The organism is Candidatus Krumholzibacteriia bacterium (assembly GCA_035268685.1).
GTDB lineage: Bacteria > Krumholzibacteriota > Krumholzibacteriia > JAJRXK01 > JAJRXK01 > JAJRXK01.
In genome coordinates this window covers 15515-30540 of record DATFKK010000072.1, presented here as the reverse complement: position 1 = coordinate 30540, position 15026 = coordinate 15515, and the positions used below count along the sequence as shown (strand labels likewise).

14 protein-coding genes are annotated in these 15026 nt (G+C 69.4%); 8 read left to right on the top strand and 6 right to left on the bottom strand.

Annotated features, from left to right (window positions below; all coding sequences use genetic code 11):
* Positions 1–2106: tetratricopeptide repeat protein (locus tag VKA86_07070; protein HKK70961.1), on the top strand; the 2106-nt coding region annotated here is incomplete at its 5' end.
* A gap of 22 nt (positions 2107–2128) precedes the next feature.
* Entirely contained in the window at positions 2129–3871 is a 1743-nt protein-coding gene (locus tag VKA86_07065) for a tetratricopeptide repeat protein (protein ID HKK70960.1), read from the top strand.
* A gap of 21 nt (positions 3872–3892) precedes the next feature.
* Here VKA86_07065 and VKA86_07060 read toward each other — a convergent pair whose 3' ends face one another.
* Positions 3893–5020 carry a glycosyltransferase family 9 protein gene (locus VKA86_07060; protein ID HKK70959.1) on the bottom strand — a complete coding sequence of 376 codons (1128 nt, stop codon included), beginning with the start codon at positions 5018–5020 and terminating at the stop codon, positions 3893–3895.
* 125 nt (positions 5021–5145) lie between these two features.
* On the opposite strand from VKA86_07060, the gene VKA86_07055 reads away from it, so the two are divergent.
* Complete coding sequence (locus VKA86_07055; GenBank protein ID HKK70958.1) at positions 5146–5451, top strand: hypothetical protein; 306 nt, start codon at positions 5146–5148, stop codon at positions 5449–5451.
* On the opposite strand, the gene rsgA is transcribed toward VKA86_07055, so the two are convergent.
* Positions 5400–6374 (bottom strand): ribosome small subunit-dependent GTPase A, encoded by a 975-nt coding sequence (rsgA, locus tag VKA86_07050; protein ID HKK70957.1) that lies wholly within the window; start codon positions 6372–6374, stop codon positions 5400–5402. The two genes, VKA86_07055 and rsgA, sit on opposite strands and share 52 nt — an antisense overlap.
* A 179-nt stretch (positions 6375–6553) precedes the next feature.
* On the opposite strand from rsgA, the gene VKA86_07045 reads away from it, so the two are divergent.
* The 3 genes from VKA86_07045 (at position 6554) to VKA86_07035 (ending at position 8081) form a co-directional block, all read left to right on the top strand.
* Positions 6554–7018, top strand: a complete 465-nt coding sequence (locus tag VKA86_07045) for a PTS sugar transporter subunit IIA (GenBank protein ID HKK70956.1) — start codon at positions 6554–6556, stop codon at positions 7016–7018.
* On the top strand, positions 7018–7380 hold the full coding sequence (locus VKA86_07040) for a C4-type zinc ribbon domain-containing protein (GenBank protein ID HKK70955.1): 363 nt from the start codon (positions 7018–7020) through the stop codon (positions 7378–7380). Before VKA86_07045 ends, VKA86_07040 begins: the two co-directional genes overlap by 1 nt.
* Positions 7381–7586: 206 nt before the next feature.
* Positions 7587–8081 (top strand): polymer-forming cytoskeletal protein, encoded by a 495-nt coding sequence (locus tag VKA86_07035; protein ID HKK70954.1) that lies wholly within the window; start codon positions 7587–7589, stop codon positions 8079–8081.
* A gap of 135 nt (positions 8082–8216) precedes the next feature.
* Here VKA86_07035 and VKA86_07030 read toward each other — a convergent pair whose 3' ends face one another.
* The 3 genes from VKA86_07030 to VKA86_07020 all read right to left on the bottom strand — a co-directional run bounded on the left by VKA86_07030 (position 8217) and on the right by VKA86_07020 (position 11466).
* Entirely contained in the window at positions 8217–9509 is a 1293-nt protein-coding gene (locus tag VKA86_07030) for an AAA family ATPase (GenBank protein ID HKK70953.1), read from the bottom strand.
* Between the two features lie 358 nt (positions 9510–9867).
* Positions 9868–10332 carry a PTS sugar transporter subunit IIA gene (locus tag VKA86_07025; GenBank protein HKK70952.1) on the bottom strand — a complete coding sequence of 155 codons (465 nt, stop codon included), beginning with the start codon at positions 10330–10332 and terminating at the stop codon, positions 9868–9870.
* Positions 10333–10398: 66 nt separating this feature from the next.
* Complete coding sequence (locus VKA86_07020; protein ID HKK70951.1) at positions 10399–11466, bottom strand: Mrp/NBP35 family ATP-binding protein; 1068 nt, start codon at positions 11464–11466, stop codon at positions 10399–10401.
* 155 nt (positions 11467–11621) lie between these two features.
* On the opposite strand from VKA86_07020, the gene VKA86_07015 reads away from it, so the two are divergent.
* Positions 11622–12428 carry a glycosyltransferase family 2 protein gene (locus VKA86_07015; GenBank protein HKK70950.1) on the top strand — a complete coding sequence of 269 codons (807 nt, stop codon included), beginning with the start codon at positions 11622–11624 and terminating at the stop codon, positions 12426–12428.
* Here the strand turns inward: VKA86_07015 and VKA86_07010 are convergent.
* A complete protein-coding gene (locus VKA86_07010) occupies positions 12425–12769 on the bottom strand; it encodes an STAS domain-containing protein (protein HKK70949.1) in 345 nt (114 codons plus the stop codon). The two genes, VKA86_07015 and VKA86_07010, sit on opposite strands and share 4 nt — an antisense overlap.
* Before the next feature lie 156 nt (positions 12770–12925).
* On the opposite strand from VKA86_07010, the gene VKA86_07005 reads away from it, so the two are divergent.
* Positions 12926–15007 carry a chloride channel protein gene (locus VKA86_07005; protein HKK70948.1) on the top strand — a complete coding sequence of 694 codons (2082 nt, stop codon included), beginning with the start codon at positions 12926–12928 and terminating at the stop codon, positions 15005–15007.
* The last annotated feature ends 19 nt before the right edge of the window (positions 15008–15026 follow it).

Sequence of the window (15026 nt, the reverse complement as noted above, 5' to 3'; positions counted from 1 at the left end):
GCCCTGGAACGCGACACCGAGCAACCCGACCTGCTGATGGCCCGCGCCGAACTCTACTCCGACCTCGACGACGTGGAGAACGCCGCCACCACCCTGTCGCGCGTCCTGGCCGCCGACCCTTCGCGTGCCGAGGAGCTCACCCGCCGCTTCGAGACCCTGCGTGGGAAGGCCACCCCGGAGCAGGGGCCGCAGCTGTGGCGCTCCTTCGCCGAGTCCCTCTTCGCGGCCGGTCGCTTCGATCAGCTCGGGGAGGTGTGCCGGCAGGCACTCGAGGAGCTCCCGCCCGAACGCACCGGCCCCTTCCTCGAACTGCAGGCCCGGACCCTGCTCGAACAGGGTCGCCTGAGCGAGACCCTGCAGTTCGTGCAGAAGCAGATGGTGAGTGGCCGGATTCCCGCCGAGCGTGCGGTCGCGATCCTCGACGACGTCCTGCGCACGCATCCCGCGAGTCCGATCGCCCATCTGATGCTCGGCCAGGCCGCGGCCCGCGCCGGCGACATGGACCGGGCGATCGACGGCTACCTCGGTGCCGTGCGCCTCGACGAGTCGCTCGGGGCCCCGGTGGGCGAGCAGATCCACAAGATCACGTCGCGGCCCGGGATCCGCGGAGTGCATCTGGTCCGGATGGCCCACTTCCAGCTCGACCAGGCTGACCACGGCGGAGCGGCGCGCCTGCTCGACGAGGCCCTGCGCATGGATCCGGACCTTTCCGATCGCGTTCTGGGCGAACTCCAAGAGGAACTCGACCGCAACGACGGGCCCGTCGATCTGCTCGTGGTGGGTGCCCATGCGGCGCGCCGCACCGGAGACGTCGAACGGGCCTGCGAGATCCTCGTGCGTCTCGATGCCCGCGATCCGGCCCGCTTCGAGATCGTCCTGTCCGAATTCCGCAAGCTCCGCGAGAGCTTCCCCGATCGACTGCTTCCCGTGCTGTGCATGGGGCGCGTGCTGGCCCAGCACGACGCGCCCGAGGCCGCGGCCCGGACCGTGGCCGACGCCAGCGGCGACGCCGCCTTCGGGCTCGACGAACGCGTCGAGATGCTGCACGAGTTCCACCGCCGCCTGCCCGACGACGCGGACCTGTCGCTGGCGCTGGCCGCACGCCTGGGCGAACAGGGCAGCCACGACGCGGCCGTCGAGCGCATGCGCGCGGCGATGGATCTGCCCGGCTTCGACGTCGACCGTGCCGTCGAGGTGACCCGCGCGGTGCTCGACGACGAGCCCGAGCATCCCGGGACCCGACTCGTCCTGCACGACCTGCTGCTCGCCGCCGGTCGCGTCGACGAGGCACTCCACGGACTGCCCGACCCCCGGTCCCTCGTCGACTGGCAGCAACACGAGATCTCCGAACGTCTCGGAGCCCACCGGGCCCGCGTGATCTCCGATCCCGAGCTGGCGGCGGTGTACGCCCGATCGTTGAAGATCCAGGGTCGCGCCGACGACGCGATCCGCGCTCTGACCGAGTCCGCCGAGAACACGGGCCCGGGCTCCGGCCACCCGATCTGGACGGAGCTGGCGGCGGTGCTGCACGAGAACGGCGACACCGACGACAGTCGCCGCGTCCTCCTGGAACAGGTCCGCGACGAACCGGAGCGCCGCGCCGCCTACCAACGCTTCGCGGCATGGACCGAACGCCGGGTCGACGGCGAACTCCGGGCTCTCGAGGAACGTCATCGCGCGCGCCCCGATGCGGCCCACGTCGCACTGGAGTACGCCGCACGCCTCCTGGAGCACGGCCACGCCTCGCAGGTGCCCGCGGTGCTGGGCCGCACGCCCGCGACCGACGAATGGAAGGTCCGCCGCGCCGTCCTCCTGGGCCGCGCCCACCTCGCCATGAACCGCGCCGACCGGGCGGAGGCCGTCCTGTCGGCGGCCGCGTCCATGGCCGGCGACGACGAACCCGGCCGCGAACTCCTGTTCCACCTCTCCGAGTGTGAGGAACGCCTCGGACGCCCGGCGGCCGCGACGGCCCGCCTGGAGCAATTGCTGGACGACGAGACCTTCGCGTCCCGCGCCACACCCCGCGTGAAGCGCACCTACGGTCAGTACCTCGAGGACGTCGCCGGAACCCGCCGGGCCGTCCTCACCCGGGTCAGTTCCCTGTGATGCCGACTGTCGAGGAGCAGCCATGACCGATTCGAAGCACGAGAACGAGAACCACGAGACCGACGTCGCCATCGCGGCGCAGACCACCCTCGACGCGGCACGGGCGGCACGCATCCCCGGAGACGGCGACGGGAGTGACCCGGGGTCCGACGGCGGAGAGCAGGTCCATCTGATCATGGGCGCGCTCGAGAAGCTCGCGAGCGCCACCGACCAGATGGCCCAGCAGCTGAGCGAACGCCTCGACGTGGTCCGCGAGGGATTCGCGCGCGATCTCGAGGCCGCCCGCGAGGCACTCGACGAGACCCAGCGCAACGGGTTGGAACGCTTCGAGGACGTGGCCGGCACCGCGCAGAAGGCCCTGGAGGACTCCGTCGACCGGGCGAAGGACGACGCGGCGACCCAGGAGCACGGCCTGCGTCAGGCCATCGCCGAAGGCCTCGACACCCACCTGGAACAGACCGGTCGCACCGTGCAGCAGCACGTGGGCCGACTCGAGGACCGCCTCGGTGCCCGACTCGACGAACTCGACCGCGGGCTGCGCGAGGAGTTCGAGACCGGGCGCCAGCAACTCACCGAGGCGATCGCTTCGCTCGACCAGAAGATCGGCGAACGGATCGACGCCCGCGCCCACGCCCTGCGCGAGCACGCCGATGCCGCGCAGGAGGAACTGCGCGACGACATGGGCTCGCTGCGCGACGGCCTCGACGCGATCACCGAGCGCGTCGACCGTCTGCTCGGAGCCGTCGAGGAGTCGCGCGACGCCACCCATCAGCGCATCGCCGACTCCCGCGACGAGATCCGCGAGGAGGTGCAGGGTGCGAACCGCTCGCTGCACGAGGCGATCGACGACTCCCGATCGCAGAGCGACCGGCACTTCGAGGACCTGGGCGAGCGCGTCGAGACCGCGAAGGGCGAGGTCACCCGCGGTCAGCGGGGCGTGGTGTCCGACCTGGCCGAGGGGCTGGGACTGAGTCAGACCTCCATCGAGAAGCGCTTCGACACCATCGAGTCCTCGCTGGACGCATGGCGCGAGGAATCGGGTACGCGGCTCGACGCGTGGGCCCGCGGACAGGACGAACGCATGGAGGTGCTCGAGCGCGAGAGCCGGGAGGTCGGCGAACTGGGCCGACGACTCGAGCGCAACCACGGCGAGATGCTCGACCTCTTCGAACGTGAGAAGAAACGGGCCGACGATCTGGAGATCGAGCGTCGCCGCGACCAGGCCCGCCGGATCAACAACTCCGGCGTGAGCCGCTACCACTCCGGCGACTACGACGGAGCGCTGCGCTTGTTCGAACAGGCCGTGGAGTTCGATCAGGTCTTCGCCGAGGCCTTCAACAACCTGGGCCTGTGCCTCACCGAGCTGGACCGGCACGAAGAGGCCACGGTGGCCTTCGAGACGGCGATCGAACTGAATCCGGACCTGGGCGCGAGCTACAACAACCTGGGCTACGTGCTCTACCTGCAGGAGAACTTCGAGGCCGCGATCGAGATGTACAAGGAAGCGATCGGCCACGAGCACGACACGAGCGCGGCCTACACGAACCTCGGCAACGCCTTCCAGAAGCTCGACGAGACGGAGAAGGCCGTCGACGCCTGGAGCCGAGCGGTCGAGGTCGACCCCGGCAACGAGCGGGCCCGTCACTACCTGGACCGCTTCGCGGGTGGAATCACCCCCGGCCCAGTGCCAGCCGTCGACGACGACACGAGCCCGGAGAGCGGTCCCGACCATCCGGTCCCGAGCGACGACCCCGAAGGGGTCTGATTCCGACGGCAGGCCTTCGAATCAGGCGCCGGCGCCCGCGTGCCGGCGCCTTCCTCGTTCCCAGGAGGCCTGCAGGCGGGGCAACACCACGTCCGGCGTGAGCGACGCCATGTGTCCGTCGGGGCTCTGCAGTGCCTCGAGTTCGGGCGACGGGGGTTCCCAGGACTCCCGCGGCGTCGGGCCGAACAGGGCGAGCGCCGGAACGCCGACGGCACCGGCCACGTGCATGACCCCCGTGTCGTTGACCAGCGCGAGATGGCTCCGGGCGAGCGCGGCCCCCACGGTGCGCAGGGAAACCCCGCGCAGGACCGGGCGGTCCGAACCGAGGGCCTCGAGCGTCGATCGTGTGGCCGGGGCGTCGGCCGGTCCCTCGACCAGGTAGACCGTCGCTCCCCACTCCTCGAGCGCCTCGATCGCGCGGGCGAAGAACTCCGCCGGCCAGCGGTTCTCGTCCTTGCCGGCCCCGGGGTGCACCGCCGCCCAGGGAGCCGGGCCGATCCCTTCGAGGAAGCGCGCCGCCTCGGCGTCGGCTTCGGGACCGGGAACCATGACCGGCAGCCGGTCGGGAGCGTCGATCCCGATCGCCCGGAGCGGTCGCAGACCGTGGTCGATGGCGTGACCCACCACGTCGGGTTCGGAGGGCATCTCGAGCGAGTAGAGCCACCGCGAGAACGACCAGCCGAAGGGCGTGCTGTCGCCGCCGACGACGAATCGGGCTCCACTCAGGTGGGCCAGGGCGGCGGACGTCCCACTGAAGCTGACCGAGTTCAGGACGAAGGCCAGGTCGGCTCCGAAACCGCGCAGCGCGCGCACGAAGTCGCGCAGTGCCGTCCACGAGGACCGCACGGCGACCTTGTCGAAGAGCAGGACCTCGTCGAGATCGGGATTGCCCCGCACCACGCCGTCGTTGATCGGAGCGGTCACGAGCATGGTCCGCGCCTCCGGAAAGGCCCGCCGGATCGCCCGAACGGCGGGGGTGGCGCAGAGCATGTCGCCCATCTGGTTGTGCTGACGCACGATCACGATCCGTCGCGGGCCGGCGGCGCGGATCGTGTCGAGGTCGACCTTCGGGCGCCGCAGCCAGGGTCGCAGCAGCGTTTCGAGCGCGCGTTTGGTCCAGCGATCGCGTCTGCGGTTGATCCGGCCCACGTCCCCGTGCCTTTCGTCCCCCGGCCCGACGCCGGGAACGATCCATGCTACGCAACCGACGTCGTCCCCGCCGCCCCGGCCCACGGCCGGGCGAACAGATCCTTCCCCGTGCCCTCGAGGCCTCCGTGACGCGCTGGATCCTGCGTGGCTGTCTGTTCGCCCTGGTGTGCACCGGTGCGCCCGGTGTGACCTACGAGGCGCTCGAGAAGACCGCCGAACGCACCGGCGCCCGCCACGGCTGGTTCCACCTGTCGTGGCTGGCCGAGCGGGACACGCGCTGGAGTCCCCGTACGGGGATCCTTCCCCTGGACCGGGCTCTCCACGAGTTCGACGAGGCCACGCGCTTCTGGCGACTCGTGCACGCCCGGGGGCCTGGGGGCTACCGCCAGGGATCGTCTCGGGCCGGCAACTCCTCGAGCAGGGCGCGGTAGCTGGCGTAGCGGCCGGGATCGATCCGGCCCGCGTCCACGGCCTCGCGCACCGCGCAGCCCGGTTCACCCTGGTGCAAGCAATCGCGGAAGCGGCAATCGACCGCCGCTGCCGCGATCTCGACGAATCCGTGTTCGAGTTCCCGGCGGACGGTACCCCACAGCCCGAACTCGCGCATCCCCGGCGTATCGGCCACCCAGCCCTCGCACCCGGGCAGCCAGAACAGTCGGCTGCTGGTCGTCGTGTGGCGGCCGTGCCCGTGGCGCTCGCCGACGCTTCCCACGCGGAGCTCCAGGCCCGGTTGGACGGCCCGGAGCAGGCTGGTCTTGCCCACGCCACTGAGTCCGACCAGGGCCGAGATCCGACCGTGCAGGGCGTCGGCCAGGGGTTCCATTCCGTGCGCGGTCGTGGCCGAGCAGAGCAGCACCGGGACCTCCAGGGCCTCGTACACCGCCCGCAGCGGCTCCGGATCGGGGGCCTCGTCGAGATCGACCTTGTTCAGTACCAGCCCGCCGTCCACGCCCTGGAGCGCCGCGGCGGCCAGGATCCGGTCGACGAAGCGCAGGTTCAGCGGCGGTTGCGCCAGCGAGGCCACCACCCACAGCCGGTCGAGGTTCGCCACCACGACCTGTTCGAGGCGGCGGTGCGAACCGCCCGAGGGCTGTGGCCGGCTGACCTGGTTCCGCCGTGGATCGATCGCGGTGATCACGCCCGTCCCCGTCACCGACCCCTGGCCCTCGCCGGCGGTCTCGAATTCGACGCGGTCTCCGATCACCACCGGGCGGACCCGCTCCCGACGCCCGCGCCGGAGCCGGCCCCGAAGGGTGCAGCCCCAGAGCGCCGCGGAGTCGAGAGGATCTCCCCCGTCCTCCAGCACCAGGTTCCGATTCGCACCGTGCTGGACCACCAGACCGTGTCGCGTCACCGTGCTTTCGTGCCGCTCTGCCATTTTGCCCCGTTGTCCCGTGGTCGGCCCGTGACTAGTTTTGCTACGACGGAACGACCCGTCACCGCCGTATTCCCGTGGTGCGCGACCGAACGTCCGCCGACGATCCCGGTCGGGAGAGTGCCGCGCCCCCGCTTCGAGATATTCCGGGGTCTTGCATGACGATCGACGAACTCGTCCGACACATGAGCGCCGAGCGCTTCGTTCCCGACTTCGCTGCCGAGTCCAAGGACGACGCTCTGCGCACGCTGACCGAGGCCGTCGTGACCGGCTCCGAGGTCAACGACGCTCCCACCATCCTCCAGATGCTGCAGAATCGCGAGCAGCTCGGCAGTACCGCTCTCTCGAAGGGCGTGGCCTTCCCGCACGGCCGATCGCTCGCCGTGAAGAAGCTCACGATCCTCGTGGCCCGCAGCCACGAGGGAGTCGACTTCGACAGTGAGGACGGCAAGCCCACGCATCTGTTCTTCCTGATCCTGGCTCCGCCCCAGGACACGGGGAACTACTACCTGCAGGCGCTCGGCAAGATCGCCGAGCTCGTCCGCCGCGACGAGGTGTGCAACGGGCTGATGGAGGCCGAGGACTTCGACACCCTCACCACCGTGCTCCGGGAGGCCAGCTGATGAGCGCCACCGACCAGACCGCCAACCAGGCCCAGCTCCTGGTCGCGCTGCAGGACCTCGAGGACATGATCGCCGAGGCCGAGAATCCCGACCAGCGCGCAGTCCTCGAAGAGATGGGATTTCCGGTCGAGGGCATCGACGAGCTGCACGCGGCACAGAAGGACCTCGAGGCGAAGATCCAACCGGCGATGCTCAACAAGTACCGTCGCCTGCGCAAACGCACCGGGAAGGCCGTGATGCCGGTGATCAGCAGTGCCTGCACGGGTTGCTTCACCAACGTGCCCCACGTGTTCACCAGCTCGGTGAACAAGGGCAAGGTGATCGCCTGCGAGACCTGCGGCCGGATCCTCTACTGGCCCTGATTCCGCCGGCGCGACCAGTCTCGTTGCACCCCGCCGCGTTCGCGGGGCCGGGACCGACCACTAGCTGGTCACGCAACTCATTTTCGCGCAATTACTTCCGAGACATGAATCGACGACGGGGCCACTCGGACCCGTCGTTGCTCCGTCTCGGGTCGACCGGCGCCGGACCGGTCGTGCGTACTCGGTGAACGCCCCAAGGAGGGAAGATGTTCGGCAACAACAAGGAGCGAACGGGACCCATGAATTCGCCGAATCCGACCACGGCGCCCGCGCCGTCACGGAAGAACAACCAGGCGGACGAAGCGATCACCGCCTACCTCGGCCCCGACGTGGACATCGAAGGCACGCTGCGCTTCGAGAACTCGGTACTGATCGAGGGCAAGTTCAAGGGTGAGATCCAGAGCGAACACGGGACCCTGGTCGTCGGCGAGAGCGCCGAGGTCGAGGCCGACATCACCGGTGGCAACATCGCGATCCGCGGCAAGGTCACGGGCAGCGTCACCGCCAACGAACGGGTGCACCTGCAGGACCGCGGTGTCTTCAGCGGCCAGCTGACGACGCCCTCGCTGCAGATGGACGAGTCGGTCACCTTCGACGGCAGCTGCACGATGCCGCGCCCGGGTCAGGGTGGGGCACCGAAGTCGAAGGGCAAGGGTGCCGACGAGAAGATCCTCGACGCCGTCGAGTCGGTGAAGAGCTAGACGATTCCCTCCGGGGAGGAGACGGCGGTTCGCGCGGGCGAACGCGGACCGCCACCGCACGAGCGGGGAAGGTGGGAACGGACCGCGGGCGATCACCCGCGGTCCGTTTCTCCGACCCACCGGACGCGCGGGCGATCAGAGATCGTGAAGGCCACCGTCGCCGCTCAGCGTGCGCGACTGGGCCACGACCTCCTCCATCTCCTCGACGATACGGTTCGCCTCGCCGCCGTCGTCGTGGCCCTCGAGGTCACGCGAACGCTCGCGCTCCTCGCGCAGGGCCTCGAAGTCGGCGATCTCCTCGGCGGTCATGATCCCGTCCTCCTTCGAGAAGACGAAACCGCCGTCCTCGAAATCGACGGTGACCAGATCGCCACGCTGGATCTGCCCGCTGCAGATCAGATGGCTGATCGGGGTGACGATCTCGGACTCCACCGCCCGGCGCAACGGCCGCGCTCCGAACTGCGGATCGGTTCCCTGCCGCACCAGCTCCGCCTTCGCCCGATGCTCCACGCGCAGGAGGAAGGGCTCGATGCAGTCGATGCTCCGGATGTGGAGGTTGGACACCAGGTTGTCGAGGATCGCGAACAGGTGCTCTTCCTTGAGCGTGTCGAAGGTCACCAGCTGGTCGAAGCGATTGATGAACTCGAAGGGGAAGACCTTCTTGGCCTCGCGCATGGCCGACGAGCGCAGGTCCCGATCGAGACCGGCCTCGTCCTCGGTTCCGACGAAACCGATGTTCTCGTGACCGAGGTGCTCGCCCATGGAGCGGCTGCCCACGTTGGTGGTCAGCACGATGATCGCGCGGGTGAAGTCGACCTCGTCGTTGTTACCCAGGACCAGGGTTCCGTCCTCGAGGATCCCGAGCAGGAGATTCCACAGCTTGGGGTGCGCCTTCTCGATCTCGTCGAAGCACACCAGCGAGACGTACTTGCCTTCTTCGGGCGAGAAGCGGTTCAGGCGGGCCAGGTTCTCGTTGAACATGCCGCGGCCCTGCTCGATCGCCTCCCGGTGGTGGCGTTCGAGATTGTCCTGACTCAGCAGAGGCTTGATCTCACCGCCCACGTACCCCGGCGGGCTCCCGAGCAGTTTGCTCAGGTTGTAGTGGGCGGAATACTCCTGGCAGTTGATCCGCGTGAAGGCACGGCGGTGACCGAAGAGCGATTCGGCCAGTGCCCGGACCGTCTCCGTCTTGCCGACACCCGTCGGACCCATGAGCATCATCGACAGGATCGGACTCTCGGGATCGCCGACGCCGGCGAGCACTCGGCTGAAGGAGTTGCTGATCTGGCGGATCGCCGTCGGCTGGCCGACGACCATGCGCTCCATCAGGCCCCGGAATCGGTGCAGCTGCTGACTGCGCTGATCCGGATCCAGCTGGAGTCGGGTCGACGACGCGATGGGCAACTGGCAGGGCTGCGGCCTGGACATGTTTCTGCACCTCGGCTGTCCATCGGTGAGCGTCCGCCGTCCCCGAGCCGGGTGGGGGACGGCTTCCGTCGCCGGCCCGGCACAACGCCGGGAAGGCTCCGCGCTCCGGTCACAGCAAGGTATCGGCCGCCGGTCCGGACCCTTGACCCCCTGTTCGACCGATTTCCACCCGGTGCACGGAATCGCAGGGAACCACGGGAAAACCGCCGCCGCGACGACCCGTCACCCGCCCCGCGGATCGGGCTCGGTCGGACGACGATCCCGGCCGAGCGTCACCGTCGCCCGCACCCGAGGCACGGCGTGGAGGCTGAAGGTTCTTCCGGTCTCGTGACCCACCCGTGCCGTGTCGCCGCACGACCTAGAAGTGCCGGGCCTCGGTCGCCTGGATGGCCTTGACGATCTGGGCGGGGGTCTCGGCGGCCCGGAGGTCGTCGAGCAGCGGGTGGATCCGCACCAGCTTCGAGATCCGCGCGAGCACGCGCAGCTGCTGGCCGGGCAGTTCTCGATTGCCGGCGAGCAGGAAGATCAGATCGACGGGCTCGCCGTCGATGGAGTTCCACGAGATCGGCTCGGCCATGGTCGCCACGATCACGTGCGTTCCCACCACGACCTCGCTGCGGGCGTGCGGAATGGCGATCCCGCCCCCGATGCCAGTGGTCTCGACCTCTTCACGCGCCAGGATCTCGTCGGCGAGGCGCGTGGCGTCGGTGGCACCGCCCTGCTCGACGAGCCGCTCCGAGAACAGGCGCACCACGTCCTCGCGCCGGTTCAGCGCGAGATCGGCGAAGGCCAGATCCGGTGACGTGAAATTGAGCAGCTTCATGACCATCGACCGATTCGCTCCTCCGCGGACGGCGTCGACGGGCCCTCTGCTCGCCGCCGATCCGTCCTAGACGGACGTTTGCAGGAACTGCACCACGTTGTCGGCGACCTTCCCGAAGGCCTCCGCGGCCGGACTGTCGGGCTGCGACGCCACCACGGGCCGGCCCGAGTCTCCGCTACGGACCACACGCGGATCGATGGGGATCGCCCCGAGGAAGGGCACCCCGTAGCGCTCCGCCGTCGCCTGGCCGCCACCGCTGCCGAAGATGTCGTGCACCGTCTCGCAGTTCGGGCACACGAAGCCGCTCATGTTCTCGACCACTCCGATCACCGGTGCATTCGTCTGTTCGAACATCTGGATGCCCCGGACGACGTCGATCAGCGCGACGTCCTGGGGCGTGGTCACCATGACCACACCGGCCAGGGCCACCTGCTGCACCAGCGTGAGCTGCGCGTCGCCGGTCCCGGGTGGCATGTCCACGACCAGTACGTCGAGTTCGCCCCAGTCGCAGTCGTTCAGGAACTGCTGCACGGCACCCATGACCATGGGCCCGCGCCAGATCAGGGCCTTCTCGGGGGGAACCAGGAAGCCGATCGAGATCAGCTTGATCCCGTCACGCTCCAGCGGCTGGATCCGGCGGTCCTCGGTGATCACCGGCCGATCGTGGATGCCGAACATGGTCGGGATGCTCGGCCCGTAGATGTCGGCGTCCATGAGCCCGACCTTCTGACCCGAGCGCGCCAGGGCCAGGGCCAGGTTGGTGGCCACCGTGCTCTTGCCGACGCCGCCCTTCGCGCTGGCGACCGCCACCACCGACTTCACGCCGGGCAGCGCCTTCGGCTCCATGGCGCCCTGTCCGGGCGCCTGCGGCGGCGCGCCCTCGTTCTTGTCGCGCATGGCCAGATCGACCCGGCCCACGCCCTCGAGCCCGTCGAGTGTCTCTTGCACGTCCCGGCGGATCCTCTCGAGGATGCCGCCGTCGGTGATCGTGTGCTCGATCACCACGGCCACGTCGTTCTCGTCGGACACCTGGACGTCCTTGACCAGACCGAACGACACGATGTTGCGCGAGAAGCCCGGGTACTTGACCGACTTCAGCGCGTCCTGGACCTGCTGCGGAGTGAGACGGGCCATGGAGGACCTCGACGGGAGGGGATTCGGAGAGTGTGCGCGAGACGGGCGCGTCGTTGACGCGCGGTGACGGCGGGCCGGATACTGACCGCAACGGCCGCGGCGCCGTCGAGCGAACGGTAGGCCGGCCGTCGCCGATCCGCAATCGAGGCAGTTCCTTGAGCCCCTTCCTGTCCGTCGTGCTCGTCGTCCGTGACGCCGCCCCCGTGCTCGGCGACGCCCTGCGCAGCCTCGACGGCCTCGCCGACGAGATCGTCGTCCTCGACACCGGCAGCCACGACGACACCATGGAGATCGCGCGCGCGCATCCCGGCGTCCGTCTGTACGAATCGGTCTTCGACGGATTCGGTGCCGTGAAACAACGGGCCCTCGAGCACTGTCGTGGCGAGTGGGTCCTGTCCCTCGACGCCGACGAGCGCGTGAGTCCGGAGCTCCGGCAGCGCATCGAGGAGATGCGCGCGAACCGTGAGCCGTGGCGATTCGACGGCTACAGGATCCGCCGGCGGAACTGGATGATGGGCCGGGCCATGCGCACCATGGGCCTGCAGAAGGATGCGCCGCTGCGGTTGTTCCGACGCGAGGGCGCGTCGTTCAGCACCGATCTCGTCGACGAGACGGTCGTCCTGCCGCCGGGGGCCGACGTCGGATACCTCGACACCCCTCTCGAGCACCACACCCTGCGGGGGATCGATCAGTACCTGCGGAAGCAGGACCACTACACGACGCTCGATCTCGCCCAGGATCCGCGGCCCCACGACGTGGGCCACCTGATCACCGTGTGGCCGTCGACCTTCTTCCGGGATTACGTCGCACGGGGAGGATGGCGCGACGCCTGGCCGGGACTCTTGTGGGCGGGGCTGACCGCGACCGGCCGGTTCATGCGCGACATGAAGGTCTGGATCGCGCACGAGACGGGACGGGGTCCGGACGACGGAACGCCCCCCGGACCCACGTCGAAGCGCTAGACCTTGTCGAAGCTCGCGACCGCTTCGTCCTCGTTCTCGAAGGTCTCGAAGATCAGCTCGAGCTGGGTGACGTGGAGGATGTTGTCGATCCGATCGCTCACCTCGGCGATCTTCATCCGCCCACCCTGCTTCACCAGACTGGTGTAGGCCGAGACCATCAGCCCGAGCCCGGTGCTGTTGATCCACTTCACCTTGCTCAGGTTCAAGACGATGTCGACCGCGCCCTCGGACACCAGGTCCTTGATCGCGTTGTTGAACAGGTCGAAGTCGTCACCACCCATGATCTTGCCCGACAGGTCGAGCACGGTGACATCACCCTTCGCGCGCTTCTTGATCTTCACGGGTGGCTCCTTCGGAGAGTCCGTCGTCGGAAATGAGAACGGCGCCGGGCGCCGGGACCGAAAACCGGTCAAGGTTAGCCCTTCGGCGACTCGCTGACAACCGGCGGCCGCAGTGGAGCTTGCGTGGCGACCGGTCCTGGGCGACGTTGCTCCGCCATGGAATCAGGACCGGACAAGGACCCCTTCGAGCGCTGGCCGGTGCTCGACCGTGCCGAGGCACTGCTGCGCCGCCTCGGTCTGAACGACCACGCCCTGCTGCTGATCATGGCCGGGATCGTGGGCCTGATGGCCGGCGGCGGCGTCGTGCTGTTCCGCCTGGGCTACGAAGCTCTGACGGAGTTCTTCGTTCCCGGAGCCCACGGCCACGACGTGGTCGAGGCGGTCCGCGACCGCCCGGCCGCGTTGCTGATCGGGGCCACCGCCCTCGGCGGCCTGGCGGTGGGGGCGATCCATCGCTTCGGCCTGCGCGGCGGCGACTTCCACGGCGTGGCCCAGGTGATCCACGCCGTCGCCCACCGCGAGGGGCGGATCGCGGCCCGGAACACCGCCGTTCGCTTCGTCACCAACGCCCTCTCGATCGCCGCCGGCGGCTCCGTGGGTCCCGAAGGACCGGTGATCGAGCTGGGATCGGGAATCGGATCGAAGGCGGCACAGGTCCTCCGCCTGTCTCCCGAGCGGGTCCGGACCCTGCTCGGATGTGGGGCCGCCGCCGGCCTGAGCGCGGCCTTCAACGCGCCGATCGCCGGAGCCATCTTCGCGCTCGAGATCGTGCTGCGGGACTTCGCGGTCGTGACCTTCAGCCCGATCATCGTGGCCTCGGTCGTGGCGACGGCCCTCAGCCGGATGGTCCTGGGGTCGGCCCCGGCCTTCGAGGTCCCCGCCTACGAACTGGCGTCGTACCAGGAACTCCCGCTCTACGTCGTGCTCGGCCTCGCGGCCGGGCTGCTGGGCGTCGCCTTCTCCCACGCCCTGCGCCGCTCGGAGCGCTGGGTCGCCGGACTCCCGATACCGAACTGGCTCACGCCCGGACTCGGGGGCACACTGCTGGGCGTCGGCCTGGTGTTCATGCCCGAGCTCTACGGCGTGGGTTACGAACCCATCACCGCACTGCTCGGAGGCGAACTCGGAGCGGGGGCCCTGGCCGTGCTGCTGGTGGCGAAGTTCGCGGCCACGAGCCTGACCCTGGCCAGCGGCTTCGCCGGAGGGATCTTCGCACCCATCCTCTTCCTGGGCGGCGCGCTGGGCGGATTGGTGGGCCGCGCCGCGGAAGTGCTCTGGCCGGCCGCGACCGGTTCCCCGGGCGCCTACGCCCTGGTCGGGATGGCCGCGGTCATGGCCGCGGTGACCCACGCACCGATCACGGCGATCCTGCTGCTCTTCGAGATGACGGGCGGATACGAGGTCATCCTGCCTCTCATGCTGTCGTGCATCGCCGCGGTGGCGGTGGCCCAGTCGCTCTCGCGGGACTCGGCGTTCACGCTCGGCTTCCGCGAACGCGGACTCGACGTGAACTACGGCCGCGAGAGCGCGATCCTGCGGGACTTCTACGTCGAGGACGTCATGCACCCCGAGGCGCCGGTCGTCGACGTCCGCACCCGTTTCGGCGAGGTCCTCGATCGCTTCCTCGAACACGACATCGATCGCTGGTACGTGGTCGACGGGAACGAACAGCTGGTCGGGTCGATCGATCTGCACGGGATCAAGAGCGTGCTCGCCGAGCAGGGACTGCGCTGGGTCGTGATCGCCGCCGACGTCATGAAGCCGGTCGGCACCGCGGTGCTCCGCCGCGAGAATCTCGAGGAGGCCATCCACGCTCTGAGTTCGTCCCAGGAGGACGAGGTACCGGTACTCCAGTCCCCCGACGACCGGCGCGTGGTCGGGCTCCTCTCGCGGGGCGACGTGCTGGACCTCTACGACCGCGAGGTCCTGCGCAAGGACGTCCTGGGCGTCAAGCTCGTCCATCGCGACGAGCGGACCGCGGACTACGTCGACCTTCCGTCGCAGTACGTGGTGCGATCGGTCCCCGTGGAACGGGCGTGGGCCGGGCGGACGCTCGCCGAGCTGGAGCTCCGCGAGCGGCACGGCGTGCACGTCCTCGCGGTGAAGCGCCCCGGCCGCCGTCTCGCCGGGCGCAACGAACTGCCCGATCCGCACGAGCCCCTGCAACGCCGCGATCGCCTGGTCGTGGTGGGCCATGCGGACGATCTGGCCGCGCTGCTCCCCGACGCGACACACTGAGCCCCCGGAGGACCTCGCC

Coding starts and splice junctions, on each gene's coding strand:
- VKA86_07065 (HKK70960.1), top strand. CDS start 2,129: ATGACCGATTCGAAGCACGAGAACGAGAACCACGAGACCGACGTCGCC.
- VKA86_07045 (HKK70956.1), top strand. CDS start 6,554: ATGACGATCGACGAACTCGTCCGACACATGAGCGCCGAGCGCTTCGTT.
- VKA86_07040 (HKK70955.1), top strand. CDS start 7,018: ATGAGCGCCACCGACCAGACCGCCAACCAGGCCCAGCTCCTGGTCGCG.
- VKA86_07035 (HKK70954.1), top strand. CDS start 7,587: ATGTTCGGCAACAACAAGGAGCGAACGGGACCCATGAATTCGCCGAAT.
- VKA86_07030 (HKK70953.1), bottom strand. CDS start 9,509: ATGTCCAGGCCGCAGCCCTGCCAGTTGCCCATCGCGTCGTCGACCCGA.
- VKA86_07025 (HKK70952.1), bottom strand. CDS start 10,332: ATGAAGCTGCTCAATTTCACGTCACCGGATCTGGCCTTCGCCGATCTC.
- VKA86_07020 (HKK70951.1), bottom strand. CDS start 11,466: ATGGCCCGTCTCACTCCGCAGCAGGTCCAGGACGCGCTGAAGTCGGTC.
- VKA86_07005 (HKK70948.1), top strand. CDS start 12,926: ATGGAATCAGGACCGGACAAGGACCCCTTCGAGCGCTGGCCGGTGCTC.